Below are 12,191 nucleotides of genomic sequence, written 5' to 3'. Positions count from 1 at the left end.
TCAGGCGACGCCACCGGTGTGCAGGAGCATACCGATCACGAATGTGGCGGCGAGGGCGAGTGCGCCGCCGATCACGACGCGGAGCGTGGCGCGGCGCTTCGAGCCGCCCCCGATCCGGGCGCCGATCGCGCCCGTCAGAGCGAGAGCGATGAGGACGGCGGCGAACGTCACGGGAATGCGGACGGAGGCAGGGGGAAGCAGCATGGCCAGCATCGGCAGGATCGCGCCGATCGTGAACGCGAGGGCGGAGGCGGCGGCCGCATGCCACGGGCTGACGACGTCATCCTGGTCGATGTTCAGCTCCATCGCCAGGTGAGCCTTCAGAGCGTTCTTCGCCGTGAGCTCTTTCGCGACCTGACCGGCGGTGTCGCGAGACAGGCCCCGCGCCTCGTAGAGCTGTGTGAGCTCTTCGAGTTCGCCGGCCGGGTCGTGGTGCAGTTCCTGCTGCTCCTTCTCGATGAGCGCGTTCTGGCTGTCGCGCTGGCTGCTGACCGAGACGTATTCGCCGAGGGCCATCGAGATCGCGCCTCCGACGAGCCCTGCCGCGCCGGCAGTGGCGATGGCGCCGGTCGACGTCGTGGCGCCGGCGACGCCGACCACGATCGCGGCGACCGAGACGATGCCGTCATTGGCGCCGAGCACTCCGGCGCGCAGCCAGTTGAGACGCTCGGCGAGGTTTCCGGCGTGCAGTTCGCCCTCGTGGGGAGTCACATCGGTTCGAGTCATGCCAGAAGCGTGGACCTCCGAGGCGACGAATTCCAGCCTGGTTAGCCTTGCCTGCCTCGATGTCCACGCGGATCGGGTCGCGAACATGTGAGCTTTCGAAGACGACGGGGGACGTTTCGAGGCGATCACGGGGCAGTGCCACCCGTACGGTCGACCGATGACGACCTCCGCCAGCCGCCCTGTCCCCGCCCGCCCCGCAGTCACTCCTTCCGCGCGGCGTGCCTACGCGATCCTGACGGGTCTCACCGTCCTGTTCATCTTCCTGCAGTCGATCACCGCCGGGAACTTGATCGAAGACGGCATCCCCGACAGCGCCAAGCAGACGTGGACCGACATCCACGGCGCCCTCGCCTATCCGATCATGCTGTTCGCCCTGCTGTCGGCCGTCGTGGCCGTCAGGAGTCTCGCCGCAGCCTCGCGCGTGCGCGCCTTCGCCGTCATCCTCTTCGTGGCCACCGTCGTCCAGTGGCTGTCGGGCCATGCCATCTCAGGGCTCGGCATGGACTGGATAACGCCGTACCACGTCGTGCTCGCGTTCGTCATCTACGGCCTCGCCGTGTGGCTCTCCGTTCAGTCGGCGAGACTCCGCCGCGATTTCGCCTGACGGGAGCTCAGGGTCTACCGGCCCAGCGATCGAGAGCGAGTGCGAGGCTCGACGCAGCCGCCTCGTGATCCTGCAGGCCCGCCCAGACGATGACGCCGTCGGGGCGCACGAGCAGGCTCGGCCGCGAGCTGTCGGGCGCAGGATCCGACACGATCGCCATCCGAGACGCCCACGGCTTCGTCCCCGCGGCGAAGCGGCCGTCGGGGGAGCGGTCGACCAGCACGAAGCGGCCGTCGTGCGCGTGGTCGGCGAGCCTCGAGCCGCCGGTAAGGGGCTCGTCTCCCACGATGGAGCCGACGCGCCGGCCGGCCCCGGCGTCTCCGGCGTCTCGGGCGTCTCGGGCGTCTCGGGCGTCTCCGTCGCCGACGTCGTAGTGCTGCGTGATGCCCGCGGTGAGCGCGACGACCTTGTTCATCGCGCCGGGCACGGTGAAGAGCTCGTCGCCGACGACACGCCGCAGCTGCTTCGTCCATTCGTCGCCCCGCATCAGGGCGACCTGTGCACGGGTCCAGTCGAGCACCCACGCGGCGATCGGGTGCCGCTCGGCCTCGTACGTGTCGAGCAGCCCCTCGGGTGCCCGACCCCGGATCGTCGCCGCGAGCTTCCAGCCGAGGTTGACGGCGTCGCCGAGGCCGAGGTTCAGGCCCTGGCCGCTGAAGGGGGAGTGCACGTGAGCGGCGTCCCCCGCCAGCAGGATACGACCGCGCCGATAGCTGCGCGCCTGGCGGGCGTTGTCCGACCAGCGTGTCGCCCGACCGTGCAGCCCCGTGAGCGTGACGTCGAGGCCGGTCACCTCGCGCACCGCCTGCTGCAGCTCGTCGAGCGTGACCTGCGCGTTGCGGTCGGCGGGTTGCGGGCCGAAGCGGGCCACCAGGATCCTGCCGGGAATGGGGCCGTACGAGTAGACGCCGTTCGGTGTCCAGTTCCAGCCCCGCCGGAGGCCCGTCGGGTCGTCGATGTCGGCGATGGCCTGGTAGCCGACGAGCTGCGGGTCGGTACCGTCGAACTCGATGCCGAGCTGCTTGCGGACGACACTGCGGCCGCCGTCGGCGGCGACCAGCCAGCCGGCCTCGATGTCGCCGGCACTGGTCTCGACGATCACGTCGTCGTCGACGCCGACATCGTTCGAATGGGCGCTGCGGACCCCGGTGACCTCGACGCCGCGTCGGATCTCGACGCCGAGACGCGCGCAGTGCTCTGCGAGCAACTGCTCGACCTCGCGCTGGGCGACCACCACGCCGTCCGCGACGGCCGTGTGCGCGCTGAGCACCGGGTCGGTCTGATCGACGAGATCGGGGCGGAAGAACATGCCAGCGAAGTGGCCCACGACGGGGAAGCGGTGCGAGGTCAGGGCACTGCTCGCCGAAGCGCCGGCGAATGCCCCGACCGACTCCATCATGCGTCGCTGCGCCGCCTGAGCCGCCGGCAGGAGGCCACGCCGATCGAGGATCTCGGCACTCGCCACGCTGATCGACCCCGCCTTGATCGTCGTGTCGGGCTCGTCGAGCCGCTCGAGCACCGTCACCCGCACGCCCTGCAGAGCCAGCTCGGACGCCAGCAGCAGCCCTGTCGGCCCCGCGCCGACGACGATCACGTCGGCGTTGGTGTTCTCCCTCATGGTCATGACGCGTCCTTATCCTTACTCGGTAAACTTACTTGATAAGCCTACGTCGGAAAGCTACGGTTATCACATGCCGAGCAGAGGAGACCGCGGGGGAGCAGCAACCAGGGCCAGGATCGCCGACGTGGCGACGGGCATGTTCCTCGAACGCGGTTTCGAGGACGTCACGATCGCCGAGGTGGCGGCCGCTGCGGGAGTGTCGAAGGTCACCGTGTTCGCGCACTTCGACCGCAAAGAGGATCTGCTGCTCGACCGACTGCCGGGCGCCGTCGACCTCGTGCGCTCGGCCATCCGGGATCGACCCGACGGCGTCGGGCCCGTCGAGGCGATCCGCCGAATGGTGGTCCGCCTTGCCGATGAGAAGCACGTACTTTCGGGTCTCGGCGACGGCGTCGAGCCGTTCTTGCGCATGGTCGTCGCGTCGCCGGCACTCATCGCGCGCCTGCGCGTCTTCGAGCACCAGATCGAGCGGGTGCTGGCCGACGAGCTCGCCGCCGACTCGCGGTTCGACGGAGACGCTGATCTGACCGCCGCGCTGATCGTCGCCGGCTACCGCAACGCCGCCACGTCGACGATGCGTCGCCGTCTCGCCGGCGACGCCCCGGCGGCCCTCGAGGCCGCGCATGGCGCTGCGCTCACCGCGGCTTTCGCTGCGCTCGCCGATGGCCTCTAGTCGCGTGCCCGGCGACGTCGCGAGCGCCGACGAGTCTGCACGACAGCACTCGCCGAAAAGAGGCCGATCAGAACGCCGCATAAGGCGTATGCGAGACGCGCGGCCTCGGCGTTCGAATACCCGTCCCGCTGCGCCATGGCAAAAACGACAAACCAGATGACGACGGGTACGAACGACAGCACTGTTCCCCAGATGCGGTTGAGGCATGCGGCCGGCAGACCGAAGGCGAGACCCGCGGCCAGGCCCACGGCGACGAACATGAACACCTTCTAGCACTTCGGGAACGTAGGCCACCACGTGGCTAAGGCTGGCGGAAAGCCCACGATGTGCACGACGAGACATTTTCCGCCGGCGAGTTGAACCGTACTGAAGGCGGCGAAGACACCGCAACCAACGCCGACGAGGGAGGCCGGGTAGGGAGCCCTCGCGAAGAGCGCTGCGCAGCCGGCTACGGTTCCGACTGCTGCCGCGCTCTCGGACTTGTTGAGGTTGACCGTGTAGTACCCGAAGTACCTGTGGACAGTTGGGTCTGCAACGACCGGGAATGCAGTATTCGGAGTGAACTGGACATGCTGAACGAGGCGCGTTCCCTCCACCGTGTAGTAGGTCTTCAGGGCTTTCCCAGTCGCGTCGACGGCCCACGGAGCTTCGACGCCCGCCTCCAAATCTCCGCCCTCGTCGGAGACACTCACACGCCCGTCCGGCAGTACAAGCAGCTGGTGGCCGCTTCCGAGATCCCACGTCGCAGTTGATGTCTCCGGGGAAGAGAAGACTGCTGCGAGGCGCGCGGTCGATGGGTCAATCGACTCGGCCGTGTAGGCCGGGCCCGCACCTGATGACCGATTTGAAGCCGAGCCGCTGACGATTCGCAGAGACCTGCCTGCCCCGAGATAGTCGTCGCGTGCCCAACAGGAACCTCCGAGACTTCTCCTGTCGCGGACGCTGGAATTCCTCGTGACTGCTCGGCTCTTTGGACAGCCGCGACGGCCGAACGACTGTCGGCGAAGGCCGGCGGTGCCAGGGCCGTGAGGCCCAGGACCGGGACGAGAGCGACAGCAGCACTTCCAATGAGCGACCCGCGAAAGCATTTCATGATCAAACCTCTTCGTTGAGTGGACGGGGCCTTCTGGCCTCGGATCAAAAGTTATCGTTCCACGTGTAAAATTTCAACTAAGAATTAGCGCCATTGCGAGAGACCCCCTTAGGAACACGAGTTGACTGCCGTCAGCAAATGTCTTAAGGCGCGAGACCTTTTCGAGGCACGAGTTCCTGCGTGGCGTCGACGACACTTGCGCGAGACTCAGCGATCGACCGCGCTAGCGGCCACCCGTCTTCGCAAGAATCAGGCCAATGAGGATCCTCCACACCTAGGCGGACAGCGAATTCAGAACGGTAGACAAATCGTGTTTCTGAGCGCTGATAATGCACATTATGTCAAGTAGTAATCACTCTGTTGGCAGAAAATGCAATCAGAGAAGAAACCGGTGACACTCGAGCCCCCCCCCCTCCCGTCTGACCGAGACCTTCTCCCAGAGCACGCCGACTGATCGCGACTACACAGTGTCGACCGGTTGCCTGGCCGTGCAGGCGGTTCACCCATCAAGGCTCGTCTCAGGCCGTCAGACTAGACGGGCAATTAGTTGAGCGGCTGGAGTGCTGTCATTGCGGCGTCGGTCAGCGCGCCAAGGGATACCGGGTTGTCAGTGTGACGCCATTCGTCCTGCGCTACGTTGAAGCACCCGAGACCGGCCGCGGCAATGGACGAAGCGACGAAAGCGGCGTTGCGGGTTCCCTCCGGTAGGCGCGTCGTCAATGCGTCAGCGATCGACGCTTGCCAGCGCACCATCTTGTTCTGGTGACTGGCCTCGATTGCCGGGCCATCGATCATTAGGCTTCCCATGTCGCGAGTTCGCGGGTACCTCTCGGCCTGGTCGATCAGAGAATCGAATCCGCGACGGAGTGCAGTCCACGGTGACTCGCTGTCAGGTCTGCTGGCCACGGAATCAGCGATCGCTCGACCGACCTCCGCGAGCCCTTCAGCGAGCACTTCGTCCTTACTGGCGAAATAGCGGAAGTAGCTGCGGCGGGACAGCCCCGCCGCAACGGCAATGTCTTCCACCGTCGTCGCTTCGAAGCCCTTGTGGAGGAAGAGGGCCATTGCCTCGGCGACGAGTTCGGCTCGGACGGCCCGGCGCGTACGTTCGCGGAGCCTGATCGTTTGTCCATCCACACCGTTCAATCTACACCCTGCAGACGATTGTGGCACAGCTGTGCCATAATTTACTCGGCAGTGACGTCTCGCTACTCAGCGTGACCCTCCGACACAGGAAGAAGGCAGACATGCCACAACGCACCTGGTTCATCACCGGCATCAATAGCGGCTTTGGTCGTGAACTTACGGAGCAGCTGCTCCACCACGGTGACCGGGTCGCCGGAACGGTCCGCACCCTTGGCTCGACCGACGACCTGTCGGCCGAATACAGCGACCGCCTCTGGGTCGCTCACCTCGACGTCACGGACACCGACGAGATCAAGGCGGTCGTCGCTCGCGCCTTCACGGAGCTCGGGTCCATCGATGTCGTCGTGAACAATGCGGGCTACGGCCTCTTCGGTGCAGCAGAAGAAGTCAGCGACGACCAGATCGCGCACGTTATCGACACGAACCTCATCGGCTCGATCCAGGTTGCGCGTGCAGCGCTGCCCCACCTTCGGATGCAAGGGCATGGCCGCATCATCCAGATGTCCAGCGTTGCCGGTCAGACAGCAATGCCCGGCGCATCTCTCTACCAAGCCAGCAAATGGGGCATTGAGGGATTCATGGATGCGTTGGCTCAAGAAGTCGCTGCATTCGGCATCGGGGTGTCCATCATCGAACCCGGTGGCGCCCGCACGAACTTCCGGCACGGCAGCCTCCAGCTCGCGGAGCCCATGTCGGCCTACGACGGAAGCCCTGCCGCGATGGTGCGAGCAATCCAGCAACCTGAACACGAATCCAGCGGAGACCCCGTGAAGATCGCCGCCGCCGTCATCCGGACCGTGGATCAGACACCTGCCCCGCGACGCGTTGTGCTGGGCAGCGACTCGTTCGGAGCCATAAAGGCAACGCTGACCGCTCGGCTCGCAGCACACGAACTGCAACGCGACCTCGCCTCTTCGACGGACTTTTCGAGCGCGGTGAATCTGTGAGTCAATCTGCATCATCGGCGGTCAGCACCCATGCGGCCTCCGCCGCGGGCAGGTCTGATCTCTCTTCTTTGGGCGCATTCGCTCGCGAAAATCGCCGCCCTCACGACTGACCGGTTCGGGCACCTTCCCGAGGGAATGACAATCAAGCTCGGGCTTGTCGCCGCTCATCGGTGAGGGCCGATCCGTCAGGCGTTCTCGATCTTGTCGATCAGGGCGGCCTTGTTCAAGCGCGCGATGTTCGTCAGGCCCTTCGATTTCGCCAGCTCACGCAGTGCGATGACGGTCTGAGCGTGAAGATCGGCCGACACGTCCGAACCGGTCGACGGCACCGGCAGTGGTGGCGTGTAGACATCGGCTGGTGACGTCACATCAGCCCCGAGCGTGGCTGCAGCCGTGGAGCGTGCGGATTTTTTCGACGATTTGAGGGACGCTTTGACGTTCTCGAGGTCTCGTGCCAGGTCGACGGAGGCGGGGCGCTTCTTCTTCGCGACCTTGGCCGCGGCTTTCTCGGCGGTCTTCACGGCGTCTTTGGCGTGGTCGTACGCCTTCCGTGCCGTCTTCTCGAGCTTCTTCTGCTTGGCCATGGTCGTTCCTTCCTTCGCGTGCGATGTGAACACGAAGTGGACAGTGTGGCATGCCAAGGTAAACACCCCTGCGCCTCACCTGTCGCCGACCCTCCCGTGTCAGTTCTTCGGCTTGCGCTGCCGAGCCTTGGCCGTCGATTGGATTCGCACCCACAGTTCGGCGAAGGCGTGTGCCGCCGCCGTGTTCGGGGCGTACACCCCGATGGGGCGACGTTCGATGCCCATCTTCTCGATGAGCACCGTCCCGGGCACGACGATGTTGGTCATGCCGGCGACCGCGCGTGGCAGAGAGATCACCGCGTCGCGGTGGAGTGCCTTGCGCCGGTCGACCATCGACAGGAACGCGAGGAGGGGCGGTTTGCCCTCCGACGAAGCGACGAACTCGTGCACCTGATCCACAGAACGGAGACTCAAGGGCGACGGGACTATGGGGAGGACCACGAGATCGGCGGCCGACACCGCGTTCTCCGCAACCAGCGATGAACCGGGAGGGCAGTCGAGGAGGACGACGTCGTAGTCGGAGCGCACGGTGTCGAGAGCTGCCCGGACTCGGCCCGTCGAGTTCTTCGCATGGTCGAGGACCAGGTCCAGTGCGCTGTAGCTGGCGTCAGCGGGAAGCACATCGAGCCGGGCAAAGGTCGTGCGCCGAATCGCGGAGCCGAGAGAAGCCTTCTTGGCGACCAGAGCCTCCACCCCGCCCTTCACCTTCGGTTTGACGTTGAGGAGGTAGGTTGCGGCTCCTTGCGGATCCAGGTCCCAGAGCAGCACTCGGAAGTCCCGCGAGGCCTCCCAGGCGAGGTTGACCGCTGCGGTCGTCTTGCCGACGCCGCCCTTCGTGCTGTAGACCGCGATGACTTTCACGTGTTCCCTGTTTCTCCAGTGGGGATCGATGACCGCGACTGTCAGCCGACCCGGCTGAGCCGCACCATGGCGTCGTAGAGCTGTTCGTCGGTCATCGGCGGCTCGGGGATCGAGTGCGCGCGCTCGGCCCGGTAGGCGTCGAGCATGAGATAGAGGTGACGGCGCCAGGCTCCCGGCGCGGTGACACTGGTGGCGTCGATCATCCGGCCGTTCGACCAGATGAGGTTCACGATGTCGGCCAGCGTGATGTCGGTGCGGACGACGCCGGCATCCTGCGCTCGAACGAGCACATCGCCGATCTGCTGGCACATCCGGTCATGGATGCGCTCGGTCTCCGCGCTACCGGGAAAGCGGCGCGAGAGGAAGTCGTTGAAGCCGCGGTCCCCCGCTTGCACGCGGAAGAGGTTCTCGAGATACGAGACGAAACCCTCCCACGGGTCGCCGATCTCCAGGGCCCGAGCGGCATCGTCGAGGAAGGCCTGCAACCGAGGCTCGAAGGCGGCGACGAGCAGATCCAACCGGGTCGGAAAGTGGCGGTAGAGCGTGCCGATGGCGACGCCCGCGTCTCGGGCGATCTTCTCCAGTGACGCGTCGACGCCCCGGACGGCGAACTCCTCTTGGGCTGCGGCGAGGAGCTTGTCGTGATGCTCCCGGGCGTCCCGACGCCGCGGCATCCGCGTCTGGGGAAGGTCGGTGGTGCTCATTCGGTCAACTTACCTCGGAACACTCGGGAATAACAGGAGGCACCCCTCCTGTTGCAACCCATAACCGGAGGGGTGCCTCATCTTGATGCTCCACTCCCCCGGCGAACCGATCCACTCACGAAGAGGGAAGAACCGCAATGACCACCATCAGCATCATCGGCTCGGGCAACATGGCCAGCGCCATCGGCACCCGGGCGGCGAAGCACGGCCACACCGTCGAGATCCTGAGCCGAGACCCCGCCAAGGCCCAGACTCTCGCCGACCAGATCGGCCACGGAGCCACCACCGCGGCGTTCGGCGCGACACCAGCGGGCGACATCGTCATCGTCGCGATCCTGTTCGCCGACGCCGTCGGAGTCGTCGAGCAGTTCGGTGACGCGCTCGCCGGCAAGACCCTCGTCGACATCTCGAACCCGTTCAACGCCGACGCCAGTGGGGTCGTCACGACGCCGGGCGACTCGGTCGCGCACCGGATCGCCGCCGTCGCCCCCGAGAACACCCACGTCGTGAAGGCGTTCAACACGATCTTCGGCGGCGTCATCGCCCGAGACGAACCACTCGACGCGCTCTTCGCGAGCAACAGCGCCGAGGCGAAAGCCCTCTTCGCCGACTTCGTCGAAAGTCTCGGCATGACCCCTCGAGACGCCGGAGGGCTCGACATGGCCTACGCCCTCGAATGGGCCGGCATCCTCCTCGTGGGACTGGCGAACAACGGCGCCGGCTTCGACAGCGCTCTGGCGGTGAAGTGATCATGGGCAAGCTCGAGGGCAAGGTCGCCGTGATCACGGGCGCGACGAGCGGGATGGCTCTGGCTGGCGCGAAGCTGTTCGTCGACGAGGGCGCGCACGTCTTCATCCAGGGTCGGCGGCAGGATGCCCTCGACGACGCCGTCGCCCTGGTCGGCCGCAACGTCACCGGAGTGCAGGGCGACTCGGCGAACCTCGCCGACCTCGACCGCCTGTTCGAGACCGTCCGGCGCGAGAGGGGCTCGATCGACGTGCTGTGGGCCAGTGCCGGCGCAGGAGCGCAGGGCAAGCTCGGCGAGATCACCGAGGAGCAGTTCGACGCAGCCTTCTCGCTGAACGCGAAGGGCACGCTGTTCACGGTGCAAAAGGCGCTGCCGCTGCTTGTCGACGGCGGCTCGATCATCATGACCGGGTCGAACGCTTCGCTTCGGGGCTACCCCGACTGGAGCGTTTACGCCGGCAGCAAGGCCGTGCTGCCCGCCTACGCACGCGTGTGGACCTCCGAGTTGAGAGACCGGAAAATCCGCGTGAACGTGCTGACCCCGGGCCAGGTCTCGTCGCCGATGATGGCGGCGGTGATGACCCCCGAGCTGAAAGCGCAGTTCGAGTCCGTGATCCCCCGTCGGTCGATGGGCCAGCCGGAGGAGATCGCATCGGTCGCGCTCTTCCTCGCCTCCGACGACTCGAGTTACGTCAACGGCCAGGAGCTGGTCGTCGACGGCGGCACCACGGTGATCTGATCGCGCTGCGGAGCCCGGTGCGACGCGGTCACCAGGGCACCACCTGGTCGCGGTAGTCGCGGAACTGCAGCCCCGGCTCCCCCGCGTGCGCCTCGAGCATGTTGACGATGCCGGGCGTGCTGTCGGCGACGGTGAGCTGCGCGCCGGCGCCGCCGAGCTCGGTCTGCACCCAGCCCGGGTGGACGAGCAGCAGCGTCTGCGCGCCGTCCGCGCGAGCGGCGTAGCTGCGCATGAGCTGGTTCAGCGCTGACTTGCTGGCGCGGTAGACCTCGTGGCCTCCCCGCTCGTTCATGCCGATGCTGCCCTGCCGCGACGACATCACGGCGATCGTTCCGCGAGGTGTGACGAGGGCGCCGAGGGTCTCGACGACCTGCATCGGAGCCCACGCGTTCGTCAGCAGCACTCGGCTGAAGACGTCGGCGGAGACCTCGCCCACGGGGATGTCGTCGTCGGTGATGCCGGCGTTGACGAAGAGCAGATCGAACGGCGCCGACTCCGCCGACGTCAGCCGGTCGCGAAGGCCGGCGATGCACGACGGGACGGTGATGTCGACGTGCTCGACCGTGATCCTGCGGCCGTCGTCGTCGCCCCGAGATGCGAGATCGTGCAGCCCGGTGCGTGCCGAGCCGCGGACGGTGCCGACGACGTGCCAGCCGCGGGAGGACAGCTCCTCCGCGAGCCCCAGGCCGAGGTTACGGGACGCGCCGATGACGAGGGCGTGCTTGGTGGCGGTGGTGGTGTCAGTCATGGAGGCCGAAGACCTTTCGTGCGGTGGCGGAGGTGAACTTCTCGCGATCCTGGTCGCTGGCGAACTCGCCGAGGAAGGCCTGGATCTCGGAGGCGGTGGGTTGCTGGAAGGGGTAGTCGGTCGAGAAGAGCAGTTGGTCGATCGACGAGACCTCGAGCGCGTGGTGCAGCAGGGCCGGGCTGAGCATGCCCGAGCTGGTGATGAAGACGTTGGTGCGCAGCACCTCGGAGACCGTGCGATCGAGGCCGGCGATGCGCGAGAGGCTGTCGACGCGATCCTGCCAGAACAGCAGCAGCTCGCCCCAGTGGCCGAGCACGAGCTTGAGGCCGGGGTGCCGGTCGAAGGTGCCGCGGGTGATCAGGCGCAGGGCGGCGGTCGCGGCCTCGATGTGCCAGCCCCAGCCGAACGTCGACAGCCCCAGGTTCGTCAGAGGGTCGAAGCCGGAGTAGAGCGCGTCGCGCACCGACGGCGCCGGCAGTTGCGGGTGGATGAAGATCGGTTGCCCGAGGGCCGCGGCCGTCGCGAAGAGGTCGTCGTGGGCCGGGTCGTCGAGCGCCCTCTCCCCTGTGCGCCCGTAGACCATGGCGCCGACGGCCCCGTTGCCGACCGCGCGGGTGAGCTCGGCCGCGACATCGCCGGGCGACGCCATCGGCAGCGTGGCCATCGCCTTCAGACGCGTCGGATGCTCGGCGACCGCGGCCGCAGCGATGTCGTTGAGGTCGCGACTGAACGCGAGGGCGTCAGCAGGATCGAGGGGCCCGGTCGCGGGCGGCGCCACCGAGAGGATCTGCACGTCGATACCCTGCTCGTCCATCGCGGCGATCCTCCCCTCCCCCACGTCGTGCAGCCGTTCGAGGCTGTCGCCCATCTGGTTGAGGGCGAGGCTGTCGTCCTGCCGCTCGGTCGGCAGCGCCTTCAGTGCTGAGGCGAGCTCCGGTGTCGTCCAGTGCTCTTCGATGGCGATGATCGTCACGGGTGTCTCCTCGGGATTTCGCTAA

The 12,191-nt window shown here is 66.7% G+C and carries 15 protein-coding genes; 5 read left to right on the top strand and 10 right to left on the bottom strand.

The genetic code is table 11. The annotated features are described in order from the left end of the window. A complete protein-coding gene (locus tag AX769_RS12250; RefSeq protein ID WP_066279684.1) occupies positions 1 to 726 on the bottom strand; it encodes a VIT family protein in 726 nt (241 codons plus the stop codon). A 157-nt stretch (positions 727 to 883) separates the two neighbouring features. On the opposite strand from AX769_RS12250, the gene AX769_RS12245 reads away from it, so the two are divergent. Continuing rightward, positions 884 to 1,330: a hypothetical protein gene (locus AX769_RS12245; protein WP_066279682.1), complete on the top strand. Its 447-nt coding sequence runs from the start codon at positions 884 to 886 to the stop codon at positions 1,328 to 1,330. Positions 1,331 to 1,337: 7 nt separating this feature from the next. Here the strand turns inward: AX769_RS12245 and AX769_RS12240 are convergent, their stop codons facing one another. Further along, positions 1,338 to 2,954, bottom strand: coding sequence for an FAD-dependent oxidoreductase (locus AX769_RS12240; protein WP_066279680.1), 1,617 nt, complete (start codon positions 2,952 to 2,954; stop codon positions 1,338 to 1,340). Positions 2,955 to 3,021: 67 nt separating this feature from the next. Here AX769_RS12240 and AX769_RS12235 point away from each other — a divergent pair, with 67 nt between their 5' ends. Continuing rightward, entirely contained in the window at positions 3,022 to 3,624 is a 603-nt protein-coding gene (locus AX769_RS12235) for a TetR/AcrR family transcriptional regulator (RefSeq protein WP_066279677.1), read from the top strand. Here the strand turns inward: AX769_RS12235 and AX769_RS12230 are convergent. The 3 genes from AX769_RS12230 to AX769_RS12220 form a co-directional block, all read right to left on the bottom strand. Next, on the bottom strand, positions 3,621 to 3,884 hold the full coding sequence (locus AX769_RS12230) for a hypothetical protein (RefSeq protein WP_157887604.1): 264 nt from the start codon (positions 3,882 to 3,884) through the stop codon (positions 3,621 to 3,623). The two genes, AX769_RS12235 and AX769_RS12230, sit on opposite strands and share 4 nt — an antisense overlap. A gap of 9 nt (positions 3,885 to 3,893) precedes the next feature. After that, positions 3,894 to 4,316, bottom strand: a complete 423-nt coding sequence (locus tag AX769_RS12225; protein ID WP_066279673.1) for a hypothetical protein — start codon at positions 4,314 to 4,316, stop codon at positions 3,894 to 3,896. Positions 4,317 to 5,260: 944 nt separating this feature from the next. Next, positions 5,261 to 5,854: a TetR/AcrR family transcriptional regulator gene (locus AX769_RS12220; RefSeq protein WP_157887603.1), complete on the bottom strand. Its 594-nt coding sequence runs from the start codon at positions 5,852 to 5,854 to the stop codon at positions 5,261 to 5,263. 110 nt (positions 5,855 to 5,964) lie between these two features. Between AX769_RS12220 and AX769_RS12215 the strand changes: the two genes are divergently transcribed. Then, positions 5,965 to 6,810: an SDR family oxidoreductase gene (locus tag AX769_RS12215; RefSeq protein WP_066279668.1), complete on the top strand. Its 846-nt coding sequence runs from the start codon at positions 5,965 to 5,967 to the stop codon at positions 6,808 to 6,810. Between the two features lie 185 nt (positions 6,811 to 6,995). Here the strand turns inward: AX769_RS12215 and AX769_RS12210 are convergent, their stop codons facing one another. From AX769_RS12210 to AX769_RS12200, 3 genes are all read right to left on the bottom strand, one after another. After that, positions 6,996 to 7,394: a Rho termination factor N-terminal domain-containing protein gene (locus tag AX769_RS12210; protein WP_066279666.1), complete on the bottom strand. Its 399-nt coding sequence runs from the start codon at positions 7,392 to 7,394 to the stop codon at positions 6,996 to 6,998. Positions 7,395 to 7,493: 99 nt separating this feature from the next. After that, on the bottom strand, positions 7,494 to 8,255 hold the full coding sequence (locus tag AX769_RS12205) for a ParA family protein (RefSeq protein ID WP_066279663.1): 762 nt from the start codon (positions 8,253 to 8,255) through the stop codon (positions 7,494 to 7,496). 41 nt (positions 8,256 to 8,296) lie between these two features. Continuing rightward, positions 8,297 to 8,959: a TetR/AcrR family transcriptional regulator gene (locus tag AX769_RS12200; RefSeq protein ID WP_066279661.1), complete on the bottom strand. Its 663-nt coding sequence runs from the start codon at positions 8,957 to 8,959 to the stop codon at positions 8,297 to 8,299. 137 nt (positions 8,960 to 9,096) lie between these two features. Between AX769_RS12200 and AX769_RS12195 the strand changes: the two genes are divergently transcribed. Then, positions 9,097 to 9,708, top strand: a complete 612-nt coding sequence (locus tag AX769_RS12195) for an NADPH-dependent F420 reductase (RefSeq protein WP_066279659.1) — start codon at positions 9,097 to 9,099, stop codon at positions 9,706 to 9,708. Positions 9,709 to 9,710: 2 nt separating this feature from the next. Further along, positions 9,711 to 10,445 carry an SDR family NAD(P)-dependent oxidoreductase gene (locus AX769_RS12190; protein WP_066279657.1) on the top strand — a complete coding sequence of 245 codons (735 nt, stop codon included), beginning with the start codon at positions 9,711 to 9,713 and terminating at the stop codon, positions 10,443 to 10,445. Between the two features lie 28 nt (positions 10,446 to 10,473). On the opposite strand, the gene AX769_RS12185 is transcribed toward AX769_RS12190, so the two are convergent. After that, positions 10,474 to 11,193, bottom strand: coding sequence for an SDR family NAD(P)-dependent oxidoreductase (locus tag AX769_RS12185; RefSeq protein WP_066279656.1), 720 nt, complete (start codon positions 11,191 to 11,193; stop codon positions 10,474 to 10,476). Continuing rightward, on the bottom strand, positions 11,186 to 12,166 hold the full coding sequence (locus AX769_RS12180; protein WP_066279655.1) for an amidohydrolase family protein: 981 nt from the start codon (positions 12,164 to 12,166) through the stop codon (positions 11,186 to 11,188). Before AX769_RS12180 ends, AX769_RS12185 begins: the two co-directional genes overlap by 8 nt. Between the last annotated feature and the right edge of the window lie 25 nt (positions 12,167 to 12,191).

This window comes from Frondihabitans sp. PAMC 28766 (genome assembly GCF_001577365.1).
Taxonomy (GTDB): domain Bacteria; phylum Actinomycetota; class Actinomycetes; order Actinomycetales; family Microbacteriaceae; genus Frondihabitans.
This window is presented reverse-complemented; position numbering and strand designations above follow the sequence as displayed.

What these genes read in the sequence shown, in the direction of transcription:
- AX769_RS12230 (WP_157887604.1), bottom strand. Translation starts at nt 3,884, where the DNA reads ATGTTCGTCGCCGTGGGCCTGGCCGCGGGTCTCGCCTTCGGTCTGCCG.
- AX769_RS12195 (WP_066279659.1), top strand. Translation starts at nt 9,097, where the DNA reads ATGACCACCATCAGCATCATCGGCTCGGGCAACATGGCCAGCGCCATC.
- AX769_RS12215 (WP_066279668.1), top strand. Translation starts at nt 5,965, where the DNA reads ATGCCACAACGCACCTGGTTCATCACCGGCATCAATAGCGGCTTTGGT.
- AX769_RS12235 (WP_066279677.1), top strand. Translation starts at nt 3,022, where the DNA reads ATGCCGAGCAGAGGAGACCGCGGGGGAGCAGCAACCAGGGCCAGGATC.
- AX769_RS12210 (WP_066279666.1), bottom strand. Translation starts at nt 7,394, where the DNA reads ATGGCCAAGCAGAAGAAGCTCGAGAAGACGGCACGGAAGGCGTACGAC.
- AX769_RS12185 (WP_066279656.1), bottom strand. Translation starts at nt 11,193, where the DNA reads ATGACTGACACCACCACCGCCACCAAGCACGCCCTCGTCATCGGCGCG.
- AX769_RS12250 (WP_066279684.1), bottom strand. Translation starts at nt 726, where the DNA reads ATGACTCGAACCGATGTGACTCCCCACGAGGGCGAACTGCACGCCGGA.
- AX769_RS12200 (WP_066279661.1), bottom strand. Translation starts at nt 8,959, where the DNA reads ATGAGCACCACCGACCTTCCCCAGACGCGGATGCCGCGGCGTCGGGAC.
- AX769_RS12190 (WP_066279657.1), top strand. Translation starts at nt 9,711, where the DNA reads ATGGGCAAGCTCGAGGGCAAGGTCGCCGTGATCACGGGCGCGACGAGC.
- AX769_RS12245 (WP_066279682.1), top strand. Translation starts at nt 884, where the DNA reads ATGACGACCTCCGCCAGCCGCCCTGTCCCCGCCCGCCCCGCAGTCACT.
- AX769_RS12240 (WP_066279680.1), bottom strand. Translation starts at nt 2,954, where the DNA reads ATGACCATGAGGGAGAACACCAACGCCGACGTGATCGTCGTCGGCGCG.